Source organism: Pseudidiomarina salilacus, from assembly GCF_047323925.1.
In the GTDB taxonomy this organism is placed as follows: domain Bacteria; phylum Pseudomonadota; class Gammaproteobacteria; order Enterobacterales; family Alteromonadaceae; genus Pseudidiomarina; species Pseudidiomarina salilacus.
In genome coordinates this window covers 1,853,208-1,875,498 of the sequence record NZ_CP178751.1, presented here as the reverse complement: position 1 = coordinate 1,875,498, position 22,291 = coordinate 1,853,208, and the positions used below count along the sequence as shown (strand labels likewise).

At 50.1% G+C, this 22,291-nt stretch carries 20 protein-coding genes and 1 pseudogene; 12 read left to right on the top strand and 9 right to left on the bottom strand.

The genetic code is table 11. The annotated features are described in order from the left end of the window. Positions 1–2 precede the first annotated feature (2 nt). Entirely contained in the window at positions 3–875 is an 873-nt protein-coding gene (locus ACJ8W9_RS08915; protein ID WP_411360888.1) for a DUF4434 domain-containing protein, read from the top strand. On the opposite strand, the gene ACJ8W9_RS08910 is transcribed toward ACJ8W9_RS08915, so the two are convergent. The 3 genes from ACJ8W9_RS08910 to ACJ8W9_RS08900 form a co-directional block, all read right to left on the bottom strand. Continuing rightward, positions 872–1,489: a glutathione S-transferase family protein gene (locus tag ACJ8W9_RS08910; protein ID WP_034733439.1), complete on the bottom strand. Its 618-nt coding sequence runs from the start codon at positions 1,487–1,489 to the stop codon at positions 872–874. The two genes, ACJ8W9_RS08915 and ACJ8W9_RS08910, sit on opposite strands and share 4 nt — an antisense overlap. Before the next feature lie 6 nt (positions 1,490–1,495). Next, positions 1,496–2,443 (bottom strand): META domain-containing protein, encoded by a 948-nt coding sequence (locus tag ACJ8W9_RS08905; RefSeq protein ID WP_411360887.1) that lies wholly within the window; start codon positions 2,441–2,443, stop codon positions 1,496–1,498. A 71-nt stretch (positions 2,444–2,514) separates the two neighbouring features. Next, entirely contained in the window at positions 2,515–3,237 is a 723-nt protein-coding gene (locus tag ACJ8W9_RS08900; protein ID WP_411359771.1) for a hypothetical protein, read from the bottom strand. A gap of 151 nt (positions 3,238–3,388) precedes the next feature. On the opposite strand from ACJ8W9_RS08900, the gene ACJ8W9_RS08895 reads away from it, so the two are divergent. Beyond that, positions 3,389–4,096, top strand: a complete 708-nt coding sequence (locus tag ACJ8W9_RS08895; RefSeq protein ID WP_411360886.1) for a thioredoxin domain-containing protein — start codon at positions 3,389–3,391, stop codon at positions 4,094–4,096. Here ACJ8W9_RS08895 and trxC read toward each other — a convergent pair. Next, complete coding sequence (gene trxC, locus ACJ8W9_RS08890; RefSeq protein ID WP_411360885.1) at positions 4,091–4,519, bottom strand: thioredoxin TrxC; 429 nt, start codon at positions 4,517–4,519, stop codon at positions 4,091–4,093. The genes ACJ8W9_RS08895 and trxC overlap by 6 nt on opposite strands. A gap of 139 nt (positions 4,520–4,658) precedes the next feature. Between trxC and ACJ8W9_RS08885 the strand changes: the two genes are divergently transcribed. From ACJ8W9_RS08885 to ACJ8W9_RS08875, 3 genes are read left to right on the top strand one after another with little or no spacing between them, the layout of a single operon-like run. Continuing rightward, positions 4,659–4,850 carry a DUF2892 domain-containing protein gene (locus tag ACJ8W9_RS08885; protein WP_411359774.1) on the top strand — a complete coding sequence of 64 codons (192 nt, stop codon included), beginning with the start codon at positions 4,659–4,661 and terminating at the stop codon, positions 4,848–4,850. A gap of 24 nt (positions 4,851–4,874) precedes the next feature. Continuing rightward, complete coding sequence (locus ACJ8W9_RS08880; protein WP_411360884.1) at positions 4,875–5,528, top strand: cupin domain-containing protein; 654 nt, start codon at positions 4,875–4,877, stop codon at positions 5,526–5,528. A gap of 56 nt (positions 5,529–5,584) precedes the next feature. Continuing rightward, the gene (locus ACJ8W9_RS08875) at positions 5,585–6,271 is read left to right on the top strand and encodes a dUTP diphosphatase (protein WP_411359776.1); all 687 of its coding nucleotides are present in this window, start codon (positions 5,585–5,587) and stop codon (positions 6,269–6,271) included. A gap of 7 nt (positions 6,272–6,278) precedes the next feature. Here the strand turns inward: ACJ8W9_RS08875 and ACJ8W9_RS08870 are convergent. Next, a pseudogene (locus ACJ8W9_RS08870) lies at positions 6,279–6,584 on the bottom strand (SDR family oxidoreductase); the annotation flags it as partial. A 71-nt stretch (positions 6,585–6,655) separates the two neighbouring features. After that, on the bottom strand, positions 6,656–7,369 hold the full coding sequence (locus tag ACJ8W9_RS08865) for a thioredoxin family protein (RefSeq protein ID WP_411359777.1): 714 nt from the start codon (positions 7,367–7,369) through the stop codon (positions 6,656–6,658). Positions 7,370–7,515: 146 nt separating this feature from the next. Here ACJ8W9_RS08865 and ACJ8W9_RS08860 point away from each other — a divergent pair, with 146 nt between their 5' ends. The 3 genes from ACJ8W9_RS08860 to ACJ8W9_RS08850 are packed head-to-tail and all read left to right on the top strand — an operon-like array spanning position 7,516 to position 11,162. Then, complete coding sequence (locus ACJ8W9_RS08860; protein WP_411359778.1) at positions 7,516–9,951, top strand: S9 family peptidase; 2,436 nt, start codon at positions 7,516–7,518, stop codon at positions 9,949–9,951. Continuing rightward, positions 9,952–10,683 (top strand): SGNH/GDSL hydrolase family protein, encoded by a 732-nt coding sequence (locus ACJ8W9_RS08855; RefSeq protein WP_411359779.1) that lies wholly within the window; start codon positions 9,952–9,954, stop codon positions 10,681–10,683. Then, a complete protein-coding gene (locus ACJ8W9_RS08850) occupies positions 10,680–11,162 on the top strand; it encodes a protein disulfide oxidoreductase (protein WP_411359780.1) in 483 nt (160 codons plus the stop codon). The genes ACJ8W9_RS08855 and ACJ8W9_RS08850 overlap by 4 nt, the downstream gene beginning before the upstream one ends. On the opposite strand, the gene ACJ8W9_RS08845 is transcribed toward ACJ8W9_RS08850, so the two are convergent. After that, positions 11,163–11,795, bottom strand: coding sequence for an SOUL family heme-binding protein (locus ACJ8W9_RS08845; RefSeq protein ID WP_411359781.1), 633 nt, complete (start codon positions 11,793–11,795; stop codon positions 11,163–11,165). Positions 11,796–11,944: 149 nt separating this feature from the next. Between ACJ8W9_RS08845 and ACJ8W9_RS08840 the strand changes: the two genes are divergently transcribed. The 3 genes from ACJ8W9_RS08840 to ACJ8W9_RS08830 all read left to right on the top strand — a co-directional run bounded on the left by ACJ8W9_RS08840 (position 11,945) and on the right by ACJ8W9_RS08830 (position 16,711). Next, positions 11,945–12,106 (top strand): hypothetical protein, encoded by a 162-nt coding sequence (locus ACJ8W9_RS08840; protein ID WP_411359782.1) that lies wholly within the window; start codon positions 11,945–11,947, stop codon positions 12,104–12,106. Positions 12,107–12,182: 76 nt separating this feature from the next. Beyond that, complete coding sequence (locus tag ACJ8W9_RS08835; protein WP_411359783.1) at positions 12,183–13,559, top strand: M23 family metallopeptidase; 1,377 nt, start codon at positions 12,183–12,185, stop codon at positions 13,557–13,559. A gap of 179 nt (positions 13,560–13,738) precedes the next feature. Continuing rightward, a complete protein-coding gene (locus ACJ8W9_RS08830) occupies positions 13,739–16,711 on the top strand; it encodes a carboxypeptidase regulatory-like domain-containing protein (RefSeq protein ID WP_411359784.1) in 2,973 nt (990 codons plus the stop codon). A gap of 84 nt (positions 16,712–16,795) precedes the next feature. Here ACJ8W9_RS08830 and ACJ8W9_RS08825 read toward each other — a convergent pair whose 3' ends face one another. Further along, positions 16,796–17,797 carry a cytochrome-c peroxidase gene (locus tag ACJ8W9_RS08825; RefSeq protein ID WP_411359785.1) on the bottom strand — a complete coding sequence of 334 codons (1,002 nt, stop codon included), beginning with the start codon at positions 17,795–17,797 and terminating at the stop codon, positions 16,796–16,798. 64 nt (positions 17,798–17,861) lie between these two features. Then, entirely contained in the window at positions 17,862–19,133 is a 1,272-nt protein-coding gene (locus ACJ8W9_RS08820) for a diguanylate cyclase (protein ID WP_411359786.1), read from the bottom strand. A gap of 143 nt (positions 19,134–19,276) precedes the next feature. On the opposite strand from ACJ8W9_RS08820, the gene ACJ8W9_RS08815 reads away from it, so the two are divergent. Then, positions 19,277–22,288, top strand: coding sequence for a diguanylate cyclase (locus tag ACJ8W9_RS08815; protein WP_411360883.1), 3,012 nt, complete (start codon positions 19,277–19,279; stop codon positions 22,286–22,288). The last annotated feature ends 3 nt before the right edge of the window (positions 22,289–22,291 follow it).

Genomic DNA, 22,291 nt, shown 5'->3' with positions numbered 1-22,291 from the left:
TTTTGCCTGCGTTAGTAAAACCTGTGGTGGCAGACGAGACACCGCCGCTCGGCGTAATGTATCAGCCACTGAACCGTGATGCCGAGCTTGGCAGCTATGGTTGGCAGTACTTGTTCGAACAAGTGGCTGCCACGGACATCGATTTTGGTGTTGTGCAATGGGTGCAGTATGGTGATAGCGATTTTAGTACACCGCAACCTTGGCTCGTTGATGCGTTAACTGCGTGGCAGCGGCACATGCCATTATGGCTAGGCATGCATAGTGAACCTGACTATTTTACCGAAATGGCGAAGGGTACCGCAGCGCAGGCACAGTTTTTTGCCCGTTATCTGCGGCGCATGAACGGCCCCGTGGCACGTTGGCAAAGCTGGATAGCGCAGCATCGCCCACAGTTCTTAGGTTGGTATCTCCCCCTCGAGCTCAGTGACGCCTATTTTTCGGAACCGGAACAGCGCGAGCAACTGCATGAATTTTTAAGCAAAGTTCGGCGCAGTATGGGGGATGCTCCACTCGCTATTAGCTTATTCATGAGTGCGCAAATGTCGCCGCGGAGCTTTGCGGATTGGGTAGAACAGCTGCAAGCTTTGGATTATCAAGTATGGCTGCAAGATGGCGCCGGTACGCAAGCGCTCTCAGCCAGCGAACGCAAAGCGTACTTTGACCGGATCAACTGCAAAATAAGCTTTATCAATGAAGCTTTTGTACAAACTTCAACTGAGCCGTTCAAAGCGCGGGCAGCGACGCCTGAGGAGCTAGCTGCGACAATGGCGCAACAACAGCCTTGCCACCAACGTATCTTGTTTTCGTTACGCTATTTGCCGCACACGGCTGGGCTACTTTATCTGACCGATGTCACCCAGCCGGCCGCCCCTTAGACTTGTGCTGATTCACGCGCCTGCATGCGCTGGTACCAAGCGTGCAAATTGGGCAATGAATCGTCAACCCGAAGCTTAATGACACGTGCAAAAGCGGCAACTGCGAAGGCTGTGAGGTCAGCAGCGGTAAGCTTGTCGCAGCAAATGAACTGTTTGTCGGCAAGGTGTTGATCGAGAAAACGCATGAATTTTTGCGTATCTGCGACGCAGAGCTCGCCCCATTCTTTAACTGGTGTCATGCGGTCTTTAAAGAACCCGCTGGTATGCTGGAAGCCCATACCACATGGCACAAAGAAGTAGTAATCCAACCATCGTGACCATTGCTCAATTACAGCTTCTTCAACCGCGTTGTCACCTAGCAGTTTAGGCGTAGCGGGATAAGCACTTTCAAAATAGCGACAAATTGCCATGGTTTCGGCGATACAAGTACCATCATCAAGTTCCAGCACTGGCACTTTCTTCATTGGATTCTTGGCGGCAAATTCAGGAGTGAGGTTTTCGCCTTTTTGTAAGTCAATTTCGACGCACTCAACTTGGTCGAGCAAGCCTTTTTCGGCTAAAAACATGCGGACCCGACGTGGGTTCGGTGCGGTTTTGGTTTCATATAATTTCATTGGTTGTTACTCACCATTCGATGGAAGTTCTAGGGCCTGACGGGTGAAAGCAATAAATTCTCCGTTCGGGAGACGCAGTTGCATGGTTGCATCTGCAAATACGCGAAAGCCGTTGACTTTGGTTAATTGTTGCAGGAATTCTTGTTCAATCGACATGGCCTCACGTGCGCACATGCGTTTGGTTATTGCCATTGGTGCAAAGGATAAGCCTTCGCCGGTGACGGTATAGCCGCCGGTGAAGTAATTACAGCCGGCATAGCCACTTACTCTAGACTCTGGATGGAAAGTGATGCTCACCGGCTGTTCAGTAGCTGTTTGCTGCAGGTGCCAGCTGGCGCCGCTAAGTGTGCGTTGCGGATCTCCGGCACAGCCCGCAAATACCGAGTCGCCTTCGGTAAGCGCAACACGATAGGGATAGCTTTGTCCACTCATCGAGTCATAACAAATCTCTTGTGCGACATCTAATGTCGCACCATTGGAGAATTCAAGATGATGCTGGAAGCCTTGTGCGACATTATCTGTCGCACGGGCGGTAAGTTCCTCTGAGTCATCGGGTTTACGCAGAGTTGCTCGGTCGCCGTCGATAGTGATCAGCCAAAAAGGTTCGTTACCACGTGCATTCAGGTCCTGCGGTAGGGTTCCTTTTTCAATACACAGGGGTAGGGTGAACAGATCGCTGCTGAATTGCGCCTCGTTACCTTTGTTCCAAAATTCCCCACCCAAATCTTGGTTGACGTAACGCGCACCCGAAGCCGCAGGTGTTGCCGTAAAGTTATAGCTGCGGTCAGCAAACTGTACGACAAGTTCTTCACCGTTGAGTTCGGTGGTTAATGCCAGCGCACCACATTCATATTCGGTAACTGCCGCGCTTTCTGCATCCTCTGTTACCGGCCCGCAGGCGCTTAGCGTCAAAGCACTTACGACCAACGGCAAACGCCACGCAATAGACTTCATTTATGCTTCCTTCACCACTTCTTAAAGTGAATTAACGATAGCGGTAGATCGCACCTCCTGCAACAGCTTCCTTAGGTGGGTAACTTGGGTTGCACGCCATACTTGCGCGTCAGCAGTGCAATTGAGATACCACCGATAACGCCCGGTAACACCCAAAACGTCAGTTGCCAATAGCCGTCAAGTTGAATGAGATGGCGAGCACCAAAGGTCAGAAAGGCCGTGTAAGCGGCAATACCAGAGCCGATATAGCCACCGAGGTGCTCGGTGAGCCAGAGCTTGTTCGAAACTTCTTTTCTACGGATGAGTCGATAGGTCGAAATTGATGAGAATAAGCCTAAGCCACCGAATATTTGCAGTAGTGGGTGGCTGAACTGAATACCGACCGCAAGGCAAATGAGACCCAAGATAAACATTCCAGCTAACAGGGTTAGATAGCACGGGGTGCGATAGGCTGCGCGGTTTTGCTTTGCTTGCAGCGAGACTTGCCCGTGATAGACCGAGAATAAGGTGAGCCAACCCAAAAACACTAGCAGCGTGGCGAACACGCGGATGCTGGTGATCTGGGCGGAGCTGCTGTCGAGTTCCGGCTTAATCCAGGTTGGCACGGTAAACATTAACACTGACATCACTATTCCACAGTAGGCGACGATATACATCGACTGACGGTAGTAACTACCGAAGCGCCGATGGTTGAAGCCGCCTTTGCGTGCTGCTAATGGCACCCAAAAAAGCACCATTGCGATCAATCCAGCGGTGATGTGGACGTAGAATAATGCGTAGTAAAAAGTCGCCATGACGGTTCTCCAAAGCTCTAGTGACATGAGATAGGCACAGCTTACGAAGCCCGAGTTGATGTTGTTAGTGCCAAAAGTCACCATCGAAAACGTGACTTTTGGCCTATTGTGCGTTGAAATAACAACTATCTGTTCTAGTTAGGGAATCATCATGCGTTTAATCAGTATATTACTGTTAAGTTTGCTCGTTGCAGCGTGCCAACCGGCAACGGAAGAGTCGACTCCATCAAGTGCGGAAGCGACACCAGCCGAAAAGATCATGCAGCCCGAAGCCGCTGTCGATGAGCGCTTTGTTGAAGGTAAAGATTACCGGGTGTTGGAGCAGGTAATCGCCCCGGCAGAATTTGAGCCGCAAGCCGGTGAAGGCGGCTATGTGATTGAGTTTCTCTGGCCTGGCTGCCCGCATTGCCAAGAATTCAATCCAACTATCGTGGCCTATGCGCTTGAGCACCCCAGCGTGACCGTTATTAAACGTGCGGCACCCGCCAACGAACGTTGGGCGATGGATGCCCGAGTGTTTTTCGCACTGCGTGAGATTGCAGAAACCAATCTCGATGACGAGCTGTTGGCGTTTTATCAAGGTGTGCGGGTAAACCATGAGCGTCTGCCAACGCAGCCGGATTTGAATCGCTTTATGGCCGAACATGGGATCGCTGAAGACGCTTTTGCTGCGGCGTATGAAGATCCAGCGCTGACCGATAAGTTGCGGGTTGTTTTAGAAGACATGCGTGGCGCAAATATCAGCAGTGTACCGACCGTTGTGGTCAACGGTCGCTACGTGGTCGAAGCACCGGCTCCGCATAGTCAAGATGAATCACAGCGCTACTTTGCGTTGATCAATCATCTGTTGACCTTATAAGTGCTGCTTTAACCATTGTTCGAATTGCTGGGGCGGCAAAGCTCCAGCTATTCGTGCAATTTCTTGTCCGTTTTTCATCACCATCAAGGTCGGAATGCTGCGAACATTGAAATGTTGTGCTAAATGCGGCTCTGTTTCAGTGCTGACCTTCACAAATCGTGCTTGTTCGGCAAATTTTGCTGCAGTTTGACTGAATATCGGCGCAAATTGTTGGCAAGGGCCGCACCAGCTCGCCCAAAAATCGACCACGACAGGTAAATCGCTATCCCGATGATGGCGAAACTGATCGGCGTTAACGGCAAACGCTTGGCCATTAAATAGACTTGCTCCACACGCACCGCACTTAGCGTCAGCACGAGGCTTATCGACAGGCAGGCGGTTCTTCTTATGGCACTGCGGGCAGGCAACAATCGTTGAACTCATAAAGACTCTCTGGTTTAGCAATAACTAAATTAAATATAAGGGAGTTCATCCCGTTTTCAATAGGTACAACTGTCTTTTTAGCGATCCATCAACTATCTTTCGTCGTAAGTAATTCAGCATCAGCTAAAAGGAGAAAGTTATGGGTAATGTAGGAACCATTGATCGTATTATTCGCATTATCATCGGAGTTGCGCTCATTGCTTGGAGCCTGTCGGCCGGTAACTTATGGTGGATCGCCGGCGCTATTGTTGTCGCGACCGGGGTCTTTAAATTTTGTGGTTTGTACAAAGTGTTGGGTATCAATACCTGTGGTAAATCCAGCACTTCTTAACAATTTTTAGGAGAAAGCAGTTCCATGCTCAATATGGATTTCTCGCAACGCGTCGTTATCGAATCGGCCAAATCTGATTGGCAGCCAAGTCCCGCTGCAGGCATTGAACGTAAATTACTCGAGCGGGAAGAAGCCGAGCGTGGCCGCGCTACAAGCATCGTGCGTTACGCTGCTGGCTCACGCTTTAACACCCACGAACACCCGTTGGGCGAAGAAATTTTCGTGCTCGACGGAGTGTTTTCAGATGAAACTGGCGATTACCCCGCCGGTACTTACCTGCGGAATCCGCCAGGTTCTGCCCATGCACCCTTTAGCGAGCAAGGTTGTACATTGTTCGTCAAGTTGCACCAATTCGCTCGAGCCGATCGCGCTACCGTGCGTATCAACACCAATACCCAACGTTGGTTACCGGGTCACGGTGGACTGCAAGTGATGCCGCTACACAGTTTTGAAACTGAGCATGTCGCTTTAGTGAAGTGGCCAGCTGGGGAAGTGTTTCAGCCTCATCGGCACTATGCAGGCGAGGAAATTCTGGTGCTCAGTGGTGAGTTCATTGATGAGCATGGACGTTATCCCAAAGGTACGTGGATGCGTAGCCCCCACGCCAGCAAACATACGCCACATGTCGAGCAAGAAACCATCATTTACGTCAAAACGGGACATTTGCCGGTGCTTTAACCGGCCCATTTGTGTTATTTTTGCGCTAGGCAAAAGCACATAAAAAGGAAAACCCAATGACGCCAAATCAAGCGCGCCAGCTGGTTGCAATGCAAGTTGCATTTAACCAAGTGATTGACCCTGATTATCCAGCAGCACCGAAAGTCAAACGCGACGATGTGAAAGCGATTTTGGTGGAATTAGGCGAATATTTCGAGCATACCGCTTACAAATGGTGGAAAAAGCAAAGTGCAGATTGGTCGCAAGCCAATATGGAGCTTATCGATATTTTGCACTTTGCAATGTCAGATGCGATTGAACATGCTTGCCGCAACCGTGTCGACACCACAGCAGCAATCGAGCATGTCGCGCAACTGATTATCAAAAGCTTCGCGAAGCAACGTAATGTGGAAGACGGAAAAGAACTTGTCAGTGCGCTAGCGAAAGATGGTGATAGTGAACACTCACTTGTTTGTGGTGCCAACTTTTTCGATGTGTTGTTGTCGATGTTGGTCGAAGCCTACGGCGACGCCGACACGGTTTATCTGACCTACATTGGTAAAAATGCGCTCAATAATTTGCGTCAACAGCGCGGTTACAAGCAGGGCACCTACATCAAGATGTGGCATGGTGAAGAAGATAACGAAGTGATGATGCGCCTGTTAGCGGAGCATCAAGACGCAATCATCAATGCCGAGCAGCCGCTGGTACATGCCCAGACTTTGCTGCTCGATCATTATGACCAGCAAGTGGTAAGCGCTTAGTTTTTGCCTAGTTGCGATACGCTGGCATCAAATAAATTTCGCGAACGCAGTTGCGTGGATGTGCTTCAAGCGCATACAGCACTGCGTCAGCGACATCTTGCGGATCAAGCTTGTCAGGCTTTGGTTCATCAAAGAAAGGCGTGTTGACCATGCCTGGCGCAATGGTGGTGCAACGGCCATCCCATTCTTTCATTTCTTCGGCTAGGTTCTGCGCAAACCCATGCACAAACCACTTAGTGGCACCGTACACGGAGCCCTTGATAGTGGTACGTCCTGCCGCCGAGCCGGTCATTAAAAAATGCCCAGTGGTTTTGCTGCCGTAATAGCGGTGGTCTTGCTAATGCCACTTGAGGCACCGGTGATCATTAATACTTTGGCCATAGGTTACTCCTTTTCGGGTTCCCACATCTGCGGTGGGTAGTCGGGGAATCCTGCGGTTGCAGACTGATACTTTACCATATCCTCGAACACACCATTGCGAAACGCTGCAAGCGCTTCCCACGCAGTACCAAACTCACTGGATGCTTGGCGGTCGTCGCTCGTCATGTAGTCCTTCAACATGGGCCCCACGCTGGCAAAACCGTTGCGCACACGCTCGGCCTGCGCGGTTTCGAATGCCAAACTCTCTGCGGTCTGCTCTACCTGCGTAAATTGTTGTTCAATAAAGTAATCCTGATAGGTTTCGGGTGTTTGCGACGACGCATTGGTCCACTGCTGCCAGTCGGCTTTGTTCAGGATACGTCCGGAATCAGGGTCAACAATCATAACGGTAGGAGTGCCGTAGTAAGTCGGTGCGCCAAAGGCGTTAGTGACAAAAAAGCCATACTCTAAATAGCCTACATCGATGGCTTGCATGACATAGCGTTCCTCAAGAGCCGCAGCAAATTCTGGCTGCTGAAACTGTGCCATTAAATCGCGGCTGTCATGGCACCAGTCGGCACCCAGTACGAACATCAGTAGCTTATCTTGCGCTCTTGCTTGTTGTTGCAATGCCGCAAGCTCAGTCGCTGAAGATTCTGCGGTGACAAAGTACTTAGTATCTGCAGCGTTACTGTTAAAGCTTGCGACAAAAGCAAGCAATAGAAGCCAGTATTTCATTTTAATTCCCTTAGACATGCGTTGAATGCCGACTGTGATGCGATTTATGCCAACGTCAAAGTGAAGAATTTGACGTAAGTTATGGTAGCTTAGTTAACAGAAATTTAAATCACCTAGATGTTCAAATAACGAAAAAGGTAAACAACATGATCAAGGGACTTAAGTTGAGTGCGCTGGCACTTGCCCTCGGCGCCAGTGCGGCATTAGTGACGGCAGCGCCGAGTTATGCCAATGCAGTGAAAATCGATTATCAACAACCGACGCAAGAGATCATCGATATTGTCGATGCTGCGCCGTCACCAGGTGGTAGTTTAAGCCCTAGCGGTGACTTGTTATTGGTTACAGGTTATCCAGCGTTGCCGGACATTGCAGATGTTGCTGCCGATGAATTAAAGCTTGCCGGACGTCGGATCAACCCAGAAAACCACACAGTGAGCCAAGCGCGTTATATCAGTTCGCTAGAGCTGATCAATGTTGAGACCGGTGAAGCAGAGCAAATTACGGGTCTACCTAGTGAACTAAAAGCGCTTGGTACCAGCTGGTCACCTAACGGCAAGTACATCGCTTTTGCGCAAATGACGCCAACCAAGGTTGAATTGTGGGTGGTCGATGTTGACGCGGCACAGGCGAAACGCTGGTCAAGTGCGCAGCTAACCGCCGTATGGGGACCGGAATTAGAGTGGCGCCATGACAGCAAAGGGCTTTACAGCTACACCGTAGCGGCAGACCTTGAAGAGCCTGCGCGTCGCACCGTGCCAACCGGACCGGTCATCACCGAGAGTATGGGCCGTACTGCGCCAGGTCGTACCTATCAAGATTTGCTGCAAAACAAGCAAGATGAATTGTTGTTTGATTACTACTTCACGAGTCAAATCACTTATTTCGATCTCAACGGCGACACCCAACAAGTCGGTGAACCAGCGATTTATAGCGGCGTGACCAGTTCACCAAATGATGCCTACTTATTGGTCAGCCATATTCAGCGTCCTTACTCATATGCTGTGCCTTGGTACCGCTTCCCGGAAACCACGCAAGTGTGGAATAGCGCCGGTGAGAACGTCTATACCGTGGTGGAACAGCCCTTAGCCGACAATTTACCGATTGCTTTTGATGCTGTGGTACAAGGACGTCGTTCAATTAGCTGGCGCAACGATGCCGATGCAACTTTGGTGTGGGCGGAAGCCACCGACCAAGGTGACCCTGCCGTCGATGCCGAAGTGCGTGACCAAGTCTTCCAACAGGCCGCGCCTTTTGATCAAGCGCCGGAAAAACTCCTCGACTTGAGCAAACGCTATGCGCGGATGCTTGCGGCAGATGCCGAAAACATTTTGGTATGGGAGCGTTGGTGGGCGGATCGCGATGAAAAACTCTGGTTAGTCGATGCAACGGGTCAACGTGATGCCAAGCTCGTGTGGGAACGTTCATGGGAAGACCGCTACAACGACCCAGGTCAGCCATTTACCGTGCAACAAGACGGTCGCAACTTGCTCTATCTTGCCGATGGCGAAATGTTGTTGAGCGGTACTGGGGCATCTGATGAAGGCGACCGCCCATTTATTGATACCTATGATTTGCATAGTGGCGAGAAAGAGCGTCTTTGGCGGAGCGAAGCACCTTACTATGAGCGTCCGTGGGCACTGATCGATGCCGCAGAAATGACCTTTTTGACCCAGCGTGAAGGGGTAACCGATCCGGCGGACTTCTTTGTGCGTGATGTTGACGATAATCAGTTGACAGCGCTTACCGAAACACCGCATCCGATGCCGCACACCAAGGATATCACTCGTGAGTTGATTACCTACACGCGTGAAGACGGCTTAGCTATGTCAGCGGAGCTGTATCTACCCGCTGGCTATGATAAAGAGCGCGATGGTCCATTGCCGACCATGGTTTGGGCTTATCCACGTGAGTACAAGAGTTCAGCTGCGGCGGCACAGATTTCTGGTTCACCGTACGAATTCGTTCGTATTAGCTATTGGGGACCGCAGTATTTGGCCACGCAAGGTTATGCGGTGATGGATGCGGCCACCATGCCAATTGTCGGTGAAGGTGATGCGCAACCGAACGATACGTTCATTGAGCAGTTGGTGATGAATGGCGAAGCGGCAATTGCTGCCGGTGTTGAACGTGGCATTACGGATCCCGAGCGCGTGGCGCTAGGTGGCCATTCTTATGGTGCGTTCATGACCGCGAATATGCTTGCGCACAGCGACTTATTTGCCACCGGTATTGCGCGCAGTGGTGCTTATAACCGCAGCTTGACGCCGTTTGGCTTCCAACGCGAAGAACGCACTGTGTGGGACGATCCAGATCTGTACATTCAGATGTCGCCGTTTTTCCATGCGCACAAAATCAACGAGCCGTTGCTGATGATTCATGGTGCTAACGACAATAACTCGGGTACTTTCCCGATGCAGTCGGAGCGCTTGTATCAGGCGATTAAAGGCTTAGGTGGTACTTCACGACTCGTGATGTTGCCGCACGAGTCGCATGGGTATCGTGCGCGCGAGTCGATCTTGCACATGTTGTGGGAACAAACGCGTTGGCTCGACACCTACCTCAAAGATGAGACCGCAGAATAGGTGTTAAGCCGTCTCGTGTTGTTGTTGACTGCGCCGCTGTTGCTCTACCAAGGGCGACGCGTGCGCAGAACCACGCCTCGTTTACCGGAGCCTCCCGGCGACCGCGCCGGGTGTACACGGCAGACTGATAAGCCGATATTACGCTTGTTATTGCTCGGCGACTCAGCTATCGCGGGCGTCGGTTCTACTTCACAACAAGAAGCGGTCACGGGTCAGCTCACCCGCTTGTTAGCCGAGCAATATGATCTGCAGTGGCAACTCATTGCGCGTTCCAGTTTAACCTGTGCGCAGGTGCTTGAGCTGTTGCGAGAGAGTCAGTTAGACATGCCGCAAGTTGATGCGGTATTAGTGTCGGTAGGGGTTAACGATGTCACTCGGCGTACCACCTTGCCGCAGTGGCGTGAGGACTTACGCGCCATGACGTCGTACCTCGTCGAAGTGTTAGGGGCGCAGTCGGTGCTCTATACAGCCTTGCCGCCGATGCATAAGTTTCCCGCGTTACCGCAACCACTGCGTTGGTTTGTTGGACAACAGGCGCAGCAGCTCAATCATGCACTGACGCAACATTGTCGGCAACAGACACAAACCGAGCTCCTCAACTTCGATGTGCCCTATGAACCCAAATACATCGCTACCGACGGCTACCATCCATCAGCAGTTGCAGCGCAGTTCTGGGCGCAAAAGGCCGTCCGACAGTTGATGAAAAAACATTCAGACAAAGGTGTTCAGTGATCAAAAAAGTTTTATTGTATGCGTTGTTAGCCTTGCTGGTCATCACAGCGGTAGACTTGTGGCGTGGCAAAGATTTGCCTACGGGGTCGCTGCCGGAGCAACAATGGCAGAGTCTGCAATATCAAGCAGTCGATATCGTTGAGCGCAGCTATCAAGAACCTGTCATCGTTTATTTTTGGGGGACTTGGTGCCCAGTGTGTTCGGTCATCACCCCATCAGTCGATTGGTTGGCCGGCTATCTGCCGGTCGTCAGTGTAGCGATGACGTCGGGTACTGACGCCGAACTTAGGCGCTATTTAGTTCAAAACGACTATCAGCTTGCGGTGGTGAACGATCCGCAAGCCGCTATCTCAAAAAAGTGGGGTGTCGCAGTTACGCCCGCCTTCGCAATTGTCAGCGATGGCGAAGTGCAATCTTTTACGGCTGGGCCCACGACACCGCTTGGGCTCTACGCCCGCTGGCTGTGGGCGCATTGGTAATCAGGGCTGGTAGGCGATTTTTACTTCATTGCGCCGCAGAAAAGGTAGCGTCCAAGGTGGATCGTAGCGCGCCAGTTCAGGTTCGCCTGAGGGTTTAATTTCGTTGGCTGTCATCCAATCACGCAGGGCCGCAGTTTTCTCTGCAACCTTACCTTCGCCGGCGAATCCCGAAAAGCGAATGACGGCATAGTGCTGGCTTGGCAGCTCGCGAATAGTGATGTTTGGATTATTCGGCTGCGGCAGGGTTTCCATGCTGTATTGGCTGGGCATCATGAAGTTCATTTGCCAAGCGCCGTCGTTCGCTTGCATGGTCACCGGCGAAGTCATGGCAATCTTTTCCGCCTGCGGCGTCATGGTAACCGGGGTCGTCATGGCTATCTCAGTGTTGGTACCGCCTGGCACGCGGTTATTGCCGAAAATATAATCGGCTAACACGCGAAAAGCTTTGCCCGAGGCGTTATCCATCGAACCACGTACGGTTACTTCGGCAACAATCATCGGCGCGTACTGACGTAGCTCAAAGTCACCGTCTTGTTTCTGTACATCGTATTTCGGTTCTTCAGTCGCCATCGCGCCCCCCACTAACCCAAGTCCAAAAAAACCAAAAACTAAAGCTTTCAATAAAGTTCGCATACCACACTCCTCACAAAGTTATACCTAATACGCTGCTGGCGCCAAGAAACGATCTAAATCGGCAAAACTATCGTTCAAATAACCATCACCGTTAATCAATCCCTAACGAATAACGAATAACGAATAACGAACAACGAAGGAGCACCCTCATGGGCGAAAAGAAATTAAGTTACTGGGACAGTCATGAAGAACTAGGCCCGCAACCACCCTGTGCCGGAGCGGAACTGGATAACGAAACCGGACAACCAAACTATAGCTATTCAGTTTCGACAGAAGAAGGTAAAGAAACTAACGAAGACGAAACTATGTAAAGGATAAAAACCGCCGCAAAGCTGTCATATTAAGGTAGAATGACCGCGATATTGACCAGAAGGCGCTCGGTTTTTAATGACTTTTCTCTATAAAATTAGTTTGTTAGCTTTTTCTGTATTGCTATTTGGTTGCAGCGATACGACCTCTACAGAGGAGCCACAAGATACCACCGAAACAACTGTGGAAGCTGAGCAAGACGTTCCCGTAAGTGAGCAACGTCAAACCGTATTGGTTGCAGATACCAATGAGGTATCACGGAAGTTAGCTGCAAGGCCATCCGAGATACGCCTTACTCAACCACAATTGCCCGTCGCTACAGCACTCGAGGGTGCTACTTATGCGGTGTTACGGCGTGGGCAAACGGTCACATCTTTATTAAGCAAATATGGTTTTAAAGCCCGTGAAGTTTATCTGTTGGCTGAGGCCCTCGATGGTATCCTCAACATCGATAAGCTGCAGGCCGGTTCAACCATTGCCATCGAACGCACTCCGGCGCAACGACGCTTAAGTTTTGCTGGAGAGTATGCAGAGCGCATCGATGCAACCCTGCAAGACGGGCAATGGCGGGTGCAGAAACAGCGTGTACCCACCCGTATCGAAGTCGCTGAGCATGCAGTGGTGATTGATCATAGCCTGTACGGTAACGCCGCAGCGGCGGAAATCCCCGGCGACGTTATTAACGCCGCTTTGTTAGCGCTCTCGCATTTTATTGATTTTCAGCGTGAAGTTTATACTGGAAATCGTTTTGAAGTGGTGTTTGAGCGGACCCTAGTCAGCCAGGACCAAGCGCTCTTTAGTCACATGCAAACCCCGTTGCAAGCGACCTATTTACGCTTTCAAAATAGTGAAAGTGACTATCGACTATTCCGCTTTGATGGCGCTTTTTATCTCGAAGATGGCCGGCTCGCTGAGAGTTTCCTGCTGAAGACACCGCTCAATGGTGCGCGCTTATCGTCTTATTACGGCCAGCGCAAGCATCCTATTCTTGGCTACACGCGCATGCACAAAGGCATCGACTTCGGTGCGCCCTTAGGTACCCCTATTATGGCTGCCGGTAACGGCGTGATCAAACGTGCCGATTGGTACGGAGATTATGGCAATGCGGTGATTATCCAGCATGCCGATGGCTACGAAACTCTGTATGCGCACATGCATGGGTTTGCTGATGGTATTACTGTAGGTGTGGAAGTAGAGCAGGGCGATATTATTGGCTTTCTTGGTAACACAGGACTTTCGCAAGCGCGCCATTTGCACTACGAAGTTTATAAAAATGGTACCAGCATTAACCCCCTCAATTTAAAAAAGCTCTCCTCGGTGCGACTCAGTGGTACTCGTCTCAACGAATTTAACGCTTACATTTCGAGTGTGGAAACGCGCACTGAGCGCCTTGCGCAGCTTGAGAGTGGTGCCCGCCAGATCTACGCCGAACAAGTGACCAGCGGCGCACAATAAACCTCTTTTTTCGACTTTGATTAGACAAAAATGTGAATTTTATTTGACGAATGTGTCATGGAATATTATTCATAATGGTGTAAATAATAATCATAAATTATTTACAGCGGCGGTAAAAGCGGCTAGGGTATGGCCGCAAAATAACCATAAGTCGTTTCTAATCAGGGAACAAAATAATAATGAAAACAACTACTTTTAAGTATTCGCTCGTAGCTGCTGCTATTGGTGCCACGCTTACCTTCGGGGGTTTGGTAAGCCCAGCACATGCGCAAAGTTCAGATGGTAGCTTACGTGGTGAGGTGGTCACCGACTCTAATCAAGAACTTGCTGGCGCGACCATTACTATTCGCAATCGCGAAACCGGCTATTCGCGCAGTGTGACGGCTGACGCGGATGGTAGCTACCGTTTTGCACGTTTGCCTGTAGGTAGCTATGAAGTCAGTGCATCATTTGACGGCTACCAACGCAGTGTTATCGATAATGTTGAAGTTCGCATCGGTACTGCTGCTGTGGTAGATCTGACCATGACCGCTGGTGATGTTGAACGCATTTCAGTAAGTGGCGCACGACTCTCGACCATTGATACGCGTTCGTCTGAATCTGGTTTGAATATCAGCGCAGGCCAATTGGAGCGGATTCCAGTGCCGCGCGATCTTGCCTCGGTAGCCAATTTGGCGCCAGGTGTTATCTCCGGCTCACGTTTTGGTGGTATCTCGTTCGGTGGCTCGTCAGTCGGTGAGAATGCGATTTTCTTAAACGGCTTAAACATCAGTGACGTTGAAACTGGGGTTGGCTATTCTTCAGTACCTTTCGCTTTCTTCAAAGATTTCCAAGTCAAAACCGGTGGTTACTCGGTTGAGTACGGACGTACCACCGGCGGTGTGGTAAGTGCTGTTACTAAGTCGGGTGGTAACGAATTTGAGTTTGGCGGCGACATGTATTGGCAGCCAGACGCGCTCCGCGGCGACGGTAAAGACTTCTACGACGGCCAAGGAATTCGTAACATTAACCGTTCAGACAGCGAAACCGACAGTATTCGCGGCAACATTTGGGCTAGTGGTCCAATCATCAAAGACAAACTCTTCTTCTTTGCCTTGTATGAGCCACGCAGTATTGACTCGCAATACGGCAGTGCTAATGGTGACAACATCTATCAAGAAAAAGCAGATGATGGTTTCTGGGGCGGTAAAATTGACTGGATTATCAGTGGCGACCATACCGTTGAGCTAATGGGCTTCTCAGACGAACAGACCATTGTCACCGAACGCTACAACAGCGGTGACTACTCAGACACCTCATTCCTCGATCGCGGTGGTGTGAACTGGTCAGCGACTTACACCGGTTACCTAACTGATAACTTTATGGTGAAAGTGCTCTACGGTGAAAGCGAGCGCGACTATGACTCGACCAACTCTTCAGGCATTGAATGTAATCGCGTTTATGATGTGCGCATTGGTCAGCATTTAGGCTGTACCACAAGTACACGTTTCGATGCGCGTTTAAACGAGCGAGAAGCATTGCGTATCGACGCCGAGTGGACCTTTGAAGACCACTTAATTCGTTTTGGTATGGATGACGAAACCCGTACCACGACCATGAACCGTCGTACTACAGGTCCGAATGGCACTTACTATAGCCTTTATGAGACCACTCCTGGTTCAGACGTGAACGGTGAAATCGTACCTGAAGGTGTCGATGCATACGTTTATGCTCGGTCAATTGAAACTATTGGTGCCTACCCAACGGATACCAAAGCGTTTTACCTTGAAGACGTATGGACGATGAACCCTGATATGACCTTAACCATGGGTCTACGTTGGGACGAATTCATTACTTATGCGGCGGACGGTACACCGTTCCTTGAAGTTGACGACATGTTGGCTCCGCGCGTAGGTTTTGCTTGGGATGTGAATAGCGATGGCACGGCGAAATTCTTTGCCAACGCAGGTCGTTACTACTTCCCAATTGCTAACGGTATGGCTGCACGCAGCGCTGGTGGTGGTGTGTCTATCGATAACCTCAACTATTACGTGCTCGAAGGGCTTGAGACCAACACGACCGAAAATGGCAACACCAACGTAACGCCAATTCTTGGTGAGCAATTGGGCGACACCATTAGTTTTGGTGGCTCAGGCGCTGGTAACTTCCTTGATGAAGTCGACAATGATCTCGACCCTATCTATCAAGATGAATTAATCGTTGGCTATGAAGCGCAAATCAACGATGACTGGAATTACGGTGTCCGTGGTATTTATCGTGAATTCAACAATGCCATCGAAGATATGCGCATTAACGTGAATGTACCTGGTTGTGGCAACATCTCTGGTTGGGTTTTCGCTAACCCAGGTCGTGAATTGACCTTGCAGCGTGAATGTCCAGACACTGGTAATGTGACCGACATTCTTATCGACCTTGGTGAAGTGCAAGATTATGGCTTCGATCTAGATGGCGACGGCAATCCAGATCCAATCGGTGGCGACCAAGTACAGCGTAAATACTACGCGCTAGAATTCGTTCTTGATCGCGTGTGGGACGACGTTTGGCAGGCACACTTCTCGTACACCTGGTCGCATAGCTACGGTAACTACGAGGGTAGCGTGAACTCTGACACAGGTAACGACATTCCTGGTTGGACTGAAGCCGGCGATAACGTTATCTACATCAATTCAGGTTGGGGTGACTTGCCAAATGATCGTCGTCACCAGTTCAAAGCACGCGGTGCATACGCGTTGGCCGATGGTTTGACGCTCGGCGCGAACTTCTCGCTCATCTCTGGTAGTCCAATCAACGCTCGTGGGCAGGGCAACCCGCTCAACGACAACACGCGTTATTACCTGAACTACCTGTGTGTAGCGAACTGTACCGACGTAGCGGATAACTCTGAGCGTGAGTTCATGTACATTCCGAAGGGCTTCTATGGCAATACCGATTGGGTTGCTCAGCTTGACCTGAACTTGAACTACGATGTTGAGATCAACGATATCGACTTTAACTTTGGTATCGATGTATTCAACGTCTTTAACTCGCAAGTTACGACACGAGTCAACGAATACTTGACCACCGATGTGGCCACTCGCAATCCGAGCTTTATGTCGACGGTAGGTGCGCAATCACCACGTTACATTCAGTTGAGCGCAGGATTCCGTTTCTAATAGCGTCCTGGAGCTATTGTAAGTTGAGCCCCGCTTCATGCGGGGCTTTTTTTTGCCGAGGGCGAAACATATGGCTCATGGGTGTTACTTAAATGGCTGAGCGGCTGGTGTATCAGGGCCAGACGCAGGTAGCAACGGTAGCTCCATGGTCGGACGCTCACCGGTCAAAGCATTCATAAAGGCGACTAAACTGGCCAGCTCTTCATCAGTGAAGTTTCTGCCCAACTGCAGTTGCCCCATGACTTGAGTCGCTTCTTCGAGTGTTTCTGCGGCACCATCATGAAAGTATGGGTAGGTCAGCGATACATTGCGCAACGTTGGTACCTTAAACATGAAACGGTCCATTTCTTGCCCTGTTACATCATAACGGCCTTGTGCGGGGGAATCAGACTCGTAAGGTGCGACCAGTCCCATTTTCATAAAAGATTTACCGCCTAGCGCTTCGCCATAGTGGCAAGCGATGCAGCCAGCTTCTTTAAACAATTGATAGCCAGCTAGCTCTGTTGCAGTGATAGCGTCGTCGTCACCATTAAGCCATTTATCAAACGGCGCATTGGGTGTCACTAGGGTTTTTTCGAATTCAGCAATAGCATCGGTGATATGGGTCAGCTCGACTTTGTCTGCACCATAGATTTTTTGTACTTGTTCACGATAGCCCGGAATAGACTGAATTACGCTGACAGCCAGCGTGTGCGGCATCGCCATTTCAACGTTGGCAGCAATTGGCCCAGCAGCTTGTTCTTGAAGATCAGCTGCGCGACCATCCCAAAACTGAGCAATCGATAAACTCGAGTTGTACACCGTTGGTGAGTTCACCGGACCGGCCTGCCATTTGTGCCCGATAGATGTTTTCAAGTTATCGGTGCCACTGTATGAAAGGTTGTGGCAGGTATTACATGAAATGATCCCCGACATGGAGAGTCGCGGATCAAAGAATAATTGTTTGCCGAGCTCGACTTTCTCGGGTGCTTCACTTACATAGGGCTCGATGACTTTGACGGGCTCGTTGCGTTGTTCGGTGCTTGCAAGCGCTACTGCAGACACCGCAACCAGTGGCAAAATACCGTAGGTGATGATTGATTTCATTAGCCGATTCCTCTTATTTGAATCTCTAATTTAGAATAGACTAAAATAAGGTTTAGTAAAGCGATTAATTATCTTTTTTGACTCGATTGCGACCGTCATGCTTGGCTTGGTAGAGTGCTTTATCAGCACGTTGTAACCAGCTTTCGATGGCATCATCTGAGTTGAGCTGGCTGACGCCAAAAGAAGCGGTCAGTTTGATACCAGCGTCGGAGAAAGTGCGTTGCGAAACTTCATGACGCAGATTTTCGGCAAGTTCTGCGGCACCATCGCGTGTGGTATTTGGCAAAATGATCAAGAATTCTTCGCCACCCCAACGCACGAGGTAATCGGTTTCACGCAAACGCGCTTCGATAGCCTGGACGAATTCTTGCAGTACATCATCACCAACTAAATGGCCATTGGCGTCATTGATTTGTTTAAAGTGGTCAATGTCGGCTAACACCAGAGAGACGGGTTGTTGTAATCGGTTAAAACGAGCCAACTCTTTGTGTAAGATTTGATCACCGAACCGGCGATTATAAGCGCCCGTTAGTTGGTCGTGGCTGGCGGCGGCTTTGAGCTCTTCTTCAAGCTGAATTTGTTCGGAAATATCACGGAAAATAAAGACGCCGCCGAACAAATCATCAACACCCGGCATAAGTGAGGTTGCCGCGACTTCAACAGGAAGAAGCTCACCTTGTTTGGTCCAAAAATGATCGCGCCAAGGCTCGGCTACGGTGCCATCTCGCATGATCTGAAAAATAGGGCAATCTTCAAGCGGGTAGTCACTCCCATCGGGGTGCGAGTGATGGATCAAGGTGTGACTATTTTGCCCAATCAGCTCATCGTCACTCTCATAACCTAGCGCCTTGAGTGCTGCTGGGTTTACAAAGGTACAGTTACCTTGGGTATCAATGCCAAACACGCCCTCGCCAAGGCTATCTAAGAGGCGCTCGTTAAAGGTCTCTAACTGACTTTCGTGAGTGATGTCGCGTTGTACTGAGACAAAATGCGTGATCTCATCGACCTCATTACGCATTGGGCTAATACTCCAATGCACGATGTAGGGAGTGCTATCTTTGCGATAGTTGATAGTTGCGCCCTCAAAGCGCACACCTTGTTCGAGATTCTGGCGCAGGCGCTTGAGCACTTTACGGTCGGTTAAAGGGCCTTGCAAAATGCGCGGTGTTTGTCCCATGAGCTCTGCACGAGAATACCCCGTACGCTCACAAAACGCGTTATTAGCATACACAATTTGTGGGCCCGGTAAGTCAAGTTCTGCAGTGGTAATTAGCACTGAGTCAAAAGCTTGCTCAACGGCAAGCTCGAATAATCCTTGGTTGGTTGGGTTATCCATTCATTGTGCTCCGGTCGCCACGCATTTCTCGAACCTGACTTTTTCCACAGATAAGTATAGGAAAAGTGTTATAAATTGGTCACAATGATAACACCGTTAGCAGTGTAGCATTGAAATTATTCTCTGCTGTTCAGCGAGTTCATATGCGATTGATTGTATTAAAAATTTTGCTGGTCGTCTTGGGTTGCTTGCAGCTTTCGATCGGCCATGCAAAAACGGTTGAGTTTAACCAGTTTGAGCGACTTTCGGATCAATTAGGTGGTCGGCAGTCCTCGGTTTACGCTATCTATCGAAGCTCGCATGATTTTCTGTGGTTTGCAACCGATACGGATGGTGTGTTGCGTTACGATGGCTATAACTACGAGCCGTGGTCACAACAGCTGTTTCCTTCTAGTGAGCGGGTCAGTTATTCCTCGTTATTAGTTACCTCTGATGAAAATTTGTGGGCGGCAACCTGGGGCAATGGGCTAGTCAGTTGGAACGCGAACACACAGGTTTCACGGCGCTACATGCATAGTACCGACAGTCCCGCATCGCTGCGTGATGATCGTGTCCAAACGCTGTTTCAAGATTCCCAACAACGACTTTGGGTCGGCACCTTAAACGGCCTGAGTTACCTCGAGGATATTGCCGACGGCGATTGGCAGATGCAAGGTTTGCCGGCCGAGCATCCGTTGCGCACCCAACGTATTTGGTGGCTCGCCGAGAGTAACGACTCCTTGTGGGTGGCGACTTCACAAGGATTGTATCAGTTGAGTTTAGACTTGGCTCAATGGCAACATTATCTGCTGAACGCGGCAGAAGAGGGACCTAACCGACAAAATGAAATTCGCACGGTAGCGGTGTTTGATGAGGAAGTCTGGATCGGAACCGACTTCGGTGTGTTTTTCTTCAACCAAGAGTATCAACAATTCGAACCAGTGACTTTTCCAGCTGGGGCGGGCAACCTGAGTCAGGTGCGTTCAAATGTGTTATTGAGCGATCCTTTTGCCGCCGATTATGGCACCTTTTGGTCCGGCGGTGCCGGTGGTCTGTATTTGATCGATCGGGAGCGCAAGCAATACATCGAGTTGCAGGATGGTTGGAGCAAACTTGCCGATGTTGATGTGCGCTCCATAGCCTTCGATAGCGTCGGTGATATGTGGGTGGGGGCTCGCGATCAAGGTATCTTTTTTGGCCGTCGCGATCGGCAGAATTTTACCACCACCATCGATATCGATCAGTTGACCGCGCTTGGACTCCCTGATCAACGCGCCATAAATGTGGTTTATTACGGACCCAATGATGATTTATGGCTTGGTTTCGCTGAGGGTGTACTACATCAAGACGCGCAAACCCAGGCTTGGCAAATGCTCTACTTTCCACCAGAAGATTTCGTTAATCAGGTTGAAACGCTGTTTGTCGATACGGACGATACGCTTTGGGTCGCAACCAACACTAGGCTTTATCGAGCGAATGCTAACAACCCTAATAAACTCGAACGCTTTACCCTACTGCATGAACAGTTAGCTCTTAGCGATCAAGCAGTGAATGAAATTTTTCCCATAAGCGATGATGAATTACTACTGGCTTTTTGGGGCGAGGGTATCGCGAGATTTAATCTTACCACGCAGACCGCCACTTGGGAGTTCCAAGGGCTTGCAGGTTTACGTGGCAACCAAGTTTATGACATCGCGCACTTGGAGCAGTTCGGCTATTTTGCGGCAACCCGCTATTCCGGGGTATTCCAGCGCGCGAGTGATAGCGAGCAATGGCAATCGATAGCGATCAAGCCCCCGGAGGCCTCAGGTGGCGATGACTTCTTGTGCGTTTACGCTGAACCCCCCGCAACTCTATGGCTTTGCAGTGTTGAGGGAGTATGGCGGGTCAACCTAGCGGACGGCACTCAACAACTATTAAGTATGGAACATGGCTTGCCATCGGATCGCGTTGTGGGTGTCCACGCGGACACCGAAGGATATGTCTGGTTACTCACTAGTTTGGGCTTGGCACGTTATGACGCGACCACAGAGAGTATTATTAATTTCGGTTTAAACGATGGTTTACCTGCAGAGGTAATGTTACGGCAGTCGGTTGATATTAATTCCGCTGGAAGACTCACCATTGGTTCAGTACAAGGCGCGGTTAGCTTTGATCCTGCAGCGATTTCGTTGAATGCAAAAAGTCCGCAAGTAGCTCTCACGGAATTGCTCATCAGCGGCGAAGACCGCAGTACCGAGTTAGGTTTCGCTGCCTCGCAACTTACTTTAGCGCCTGAAGAGCGCAGCTTGGTCGTGCAATACAGCGTGCTAGATTTTCATGACGCCGCCCGTAATAGCGGGCGCTATCGTTTACTCGGTGCTAATGACGAGTGGAGTGATTGGAGTTTCAATCGTGAAATTTCTTTTGCTGGCCTGGCGGCAGGCGACTATGTCTTGCAAATTGAGGGGCGCAATAGTCAAGGTATTGTATCGTCAGAGCCGACCGAGTTGGCAATTCGCGTCTTACGGCCTTGGTGGCAAACGACTTGGGCACTCGTGTTGGCAGTCGTGTTGTTGGGGCTTGCGATCTATATGCTGCTGAGGCTGCGTTTCCGTGCCCTTGAAGCGGCGAACAAGCGACTTGATGAAGAGGTGCAAATACGCACGCAAGAGCTTGAACAAGCCAATGCCCAGTTGCTCCGCCAATCACAAACGGATCCCTTGACTGGATTATTGAATCGTCGTGGTTTTAGTGAACGCTTCATCCAGACGCAACAGTTTTTGGCACAGCGCAATCAGGCTATAGCATTAGCTCTGCTGGATGTTGATTACTTTAAGCAAGTCAACGACCGTTATGGTCACGATATTGGTGATGAAGTGCTGCGGCACATTGCGAGCATCTTGCAGCAACGTTTACGCAAAGATGACTTTATTGGGCGCTGGGGTGGTGAGGAGTTTATTTTGTTGTTGCCTAATACTGACGCTGAGAGTGCGGTGCGTGTTTGTGAGGCATTACGAAAAGCTATCGCTGAGTTACTGATTCAAGCACGAGGACAGCAGTTAGCGGTGACCGCGACCTTTGGTGTCACTGCACAAAATGATGCAAATGTAAGCCTAGAAAAGCTGCTCAAACACGCGGATGATGCTTTATATCAAGGTAAATCGAGTGGACGCAATCAGGTGGTCATACGATAAATA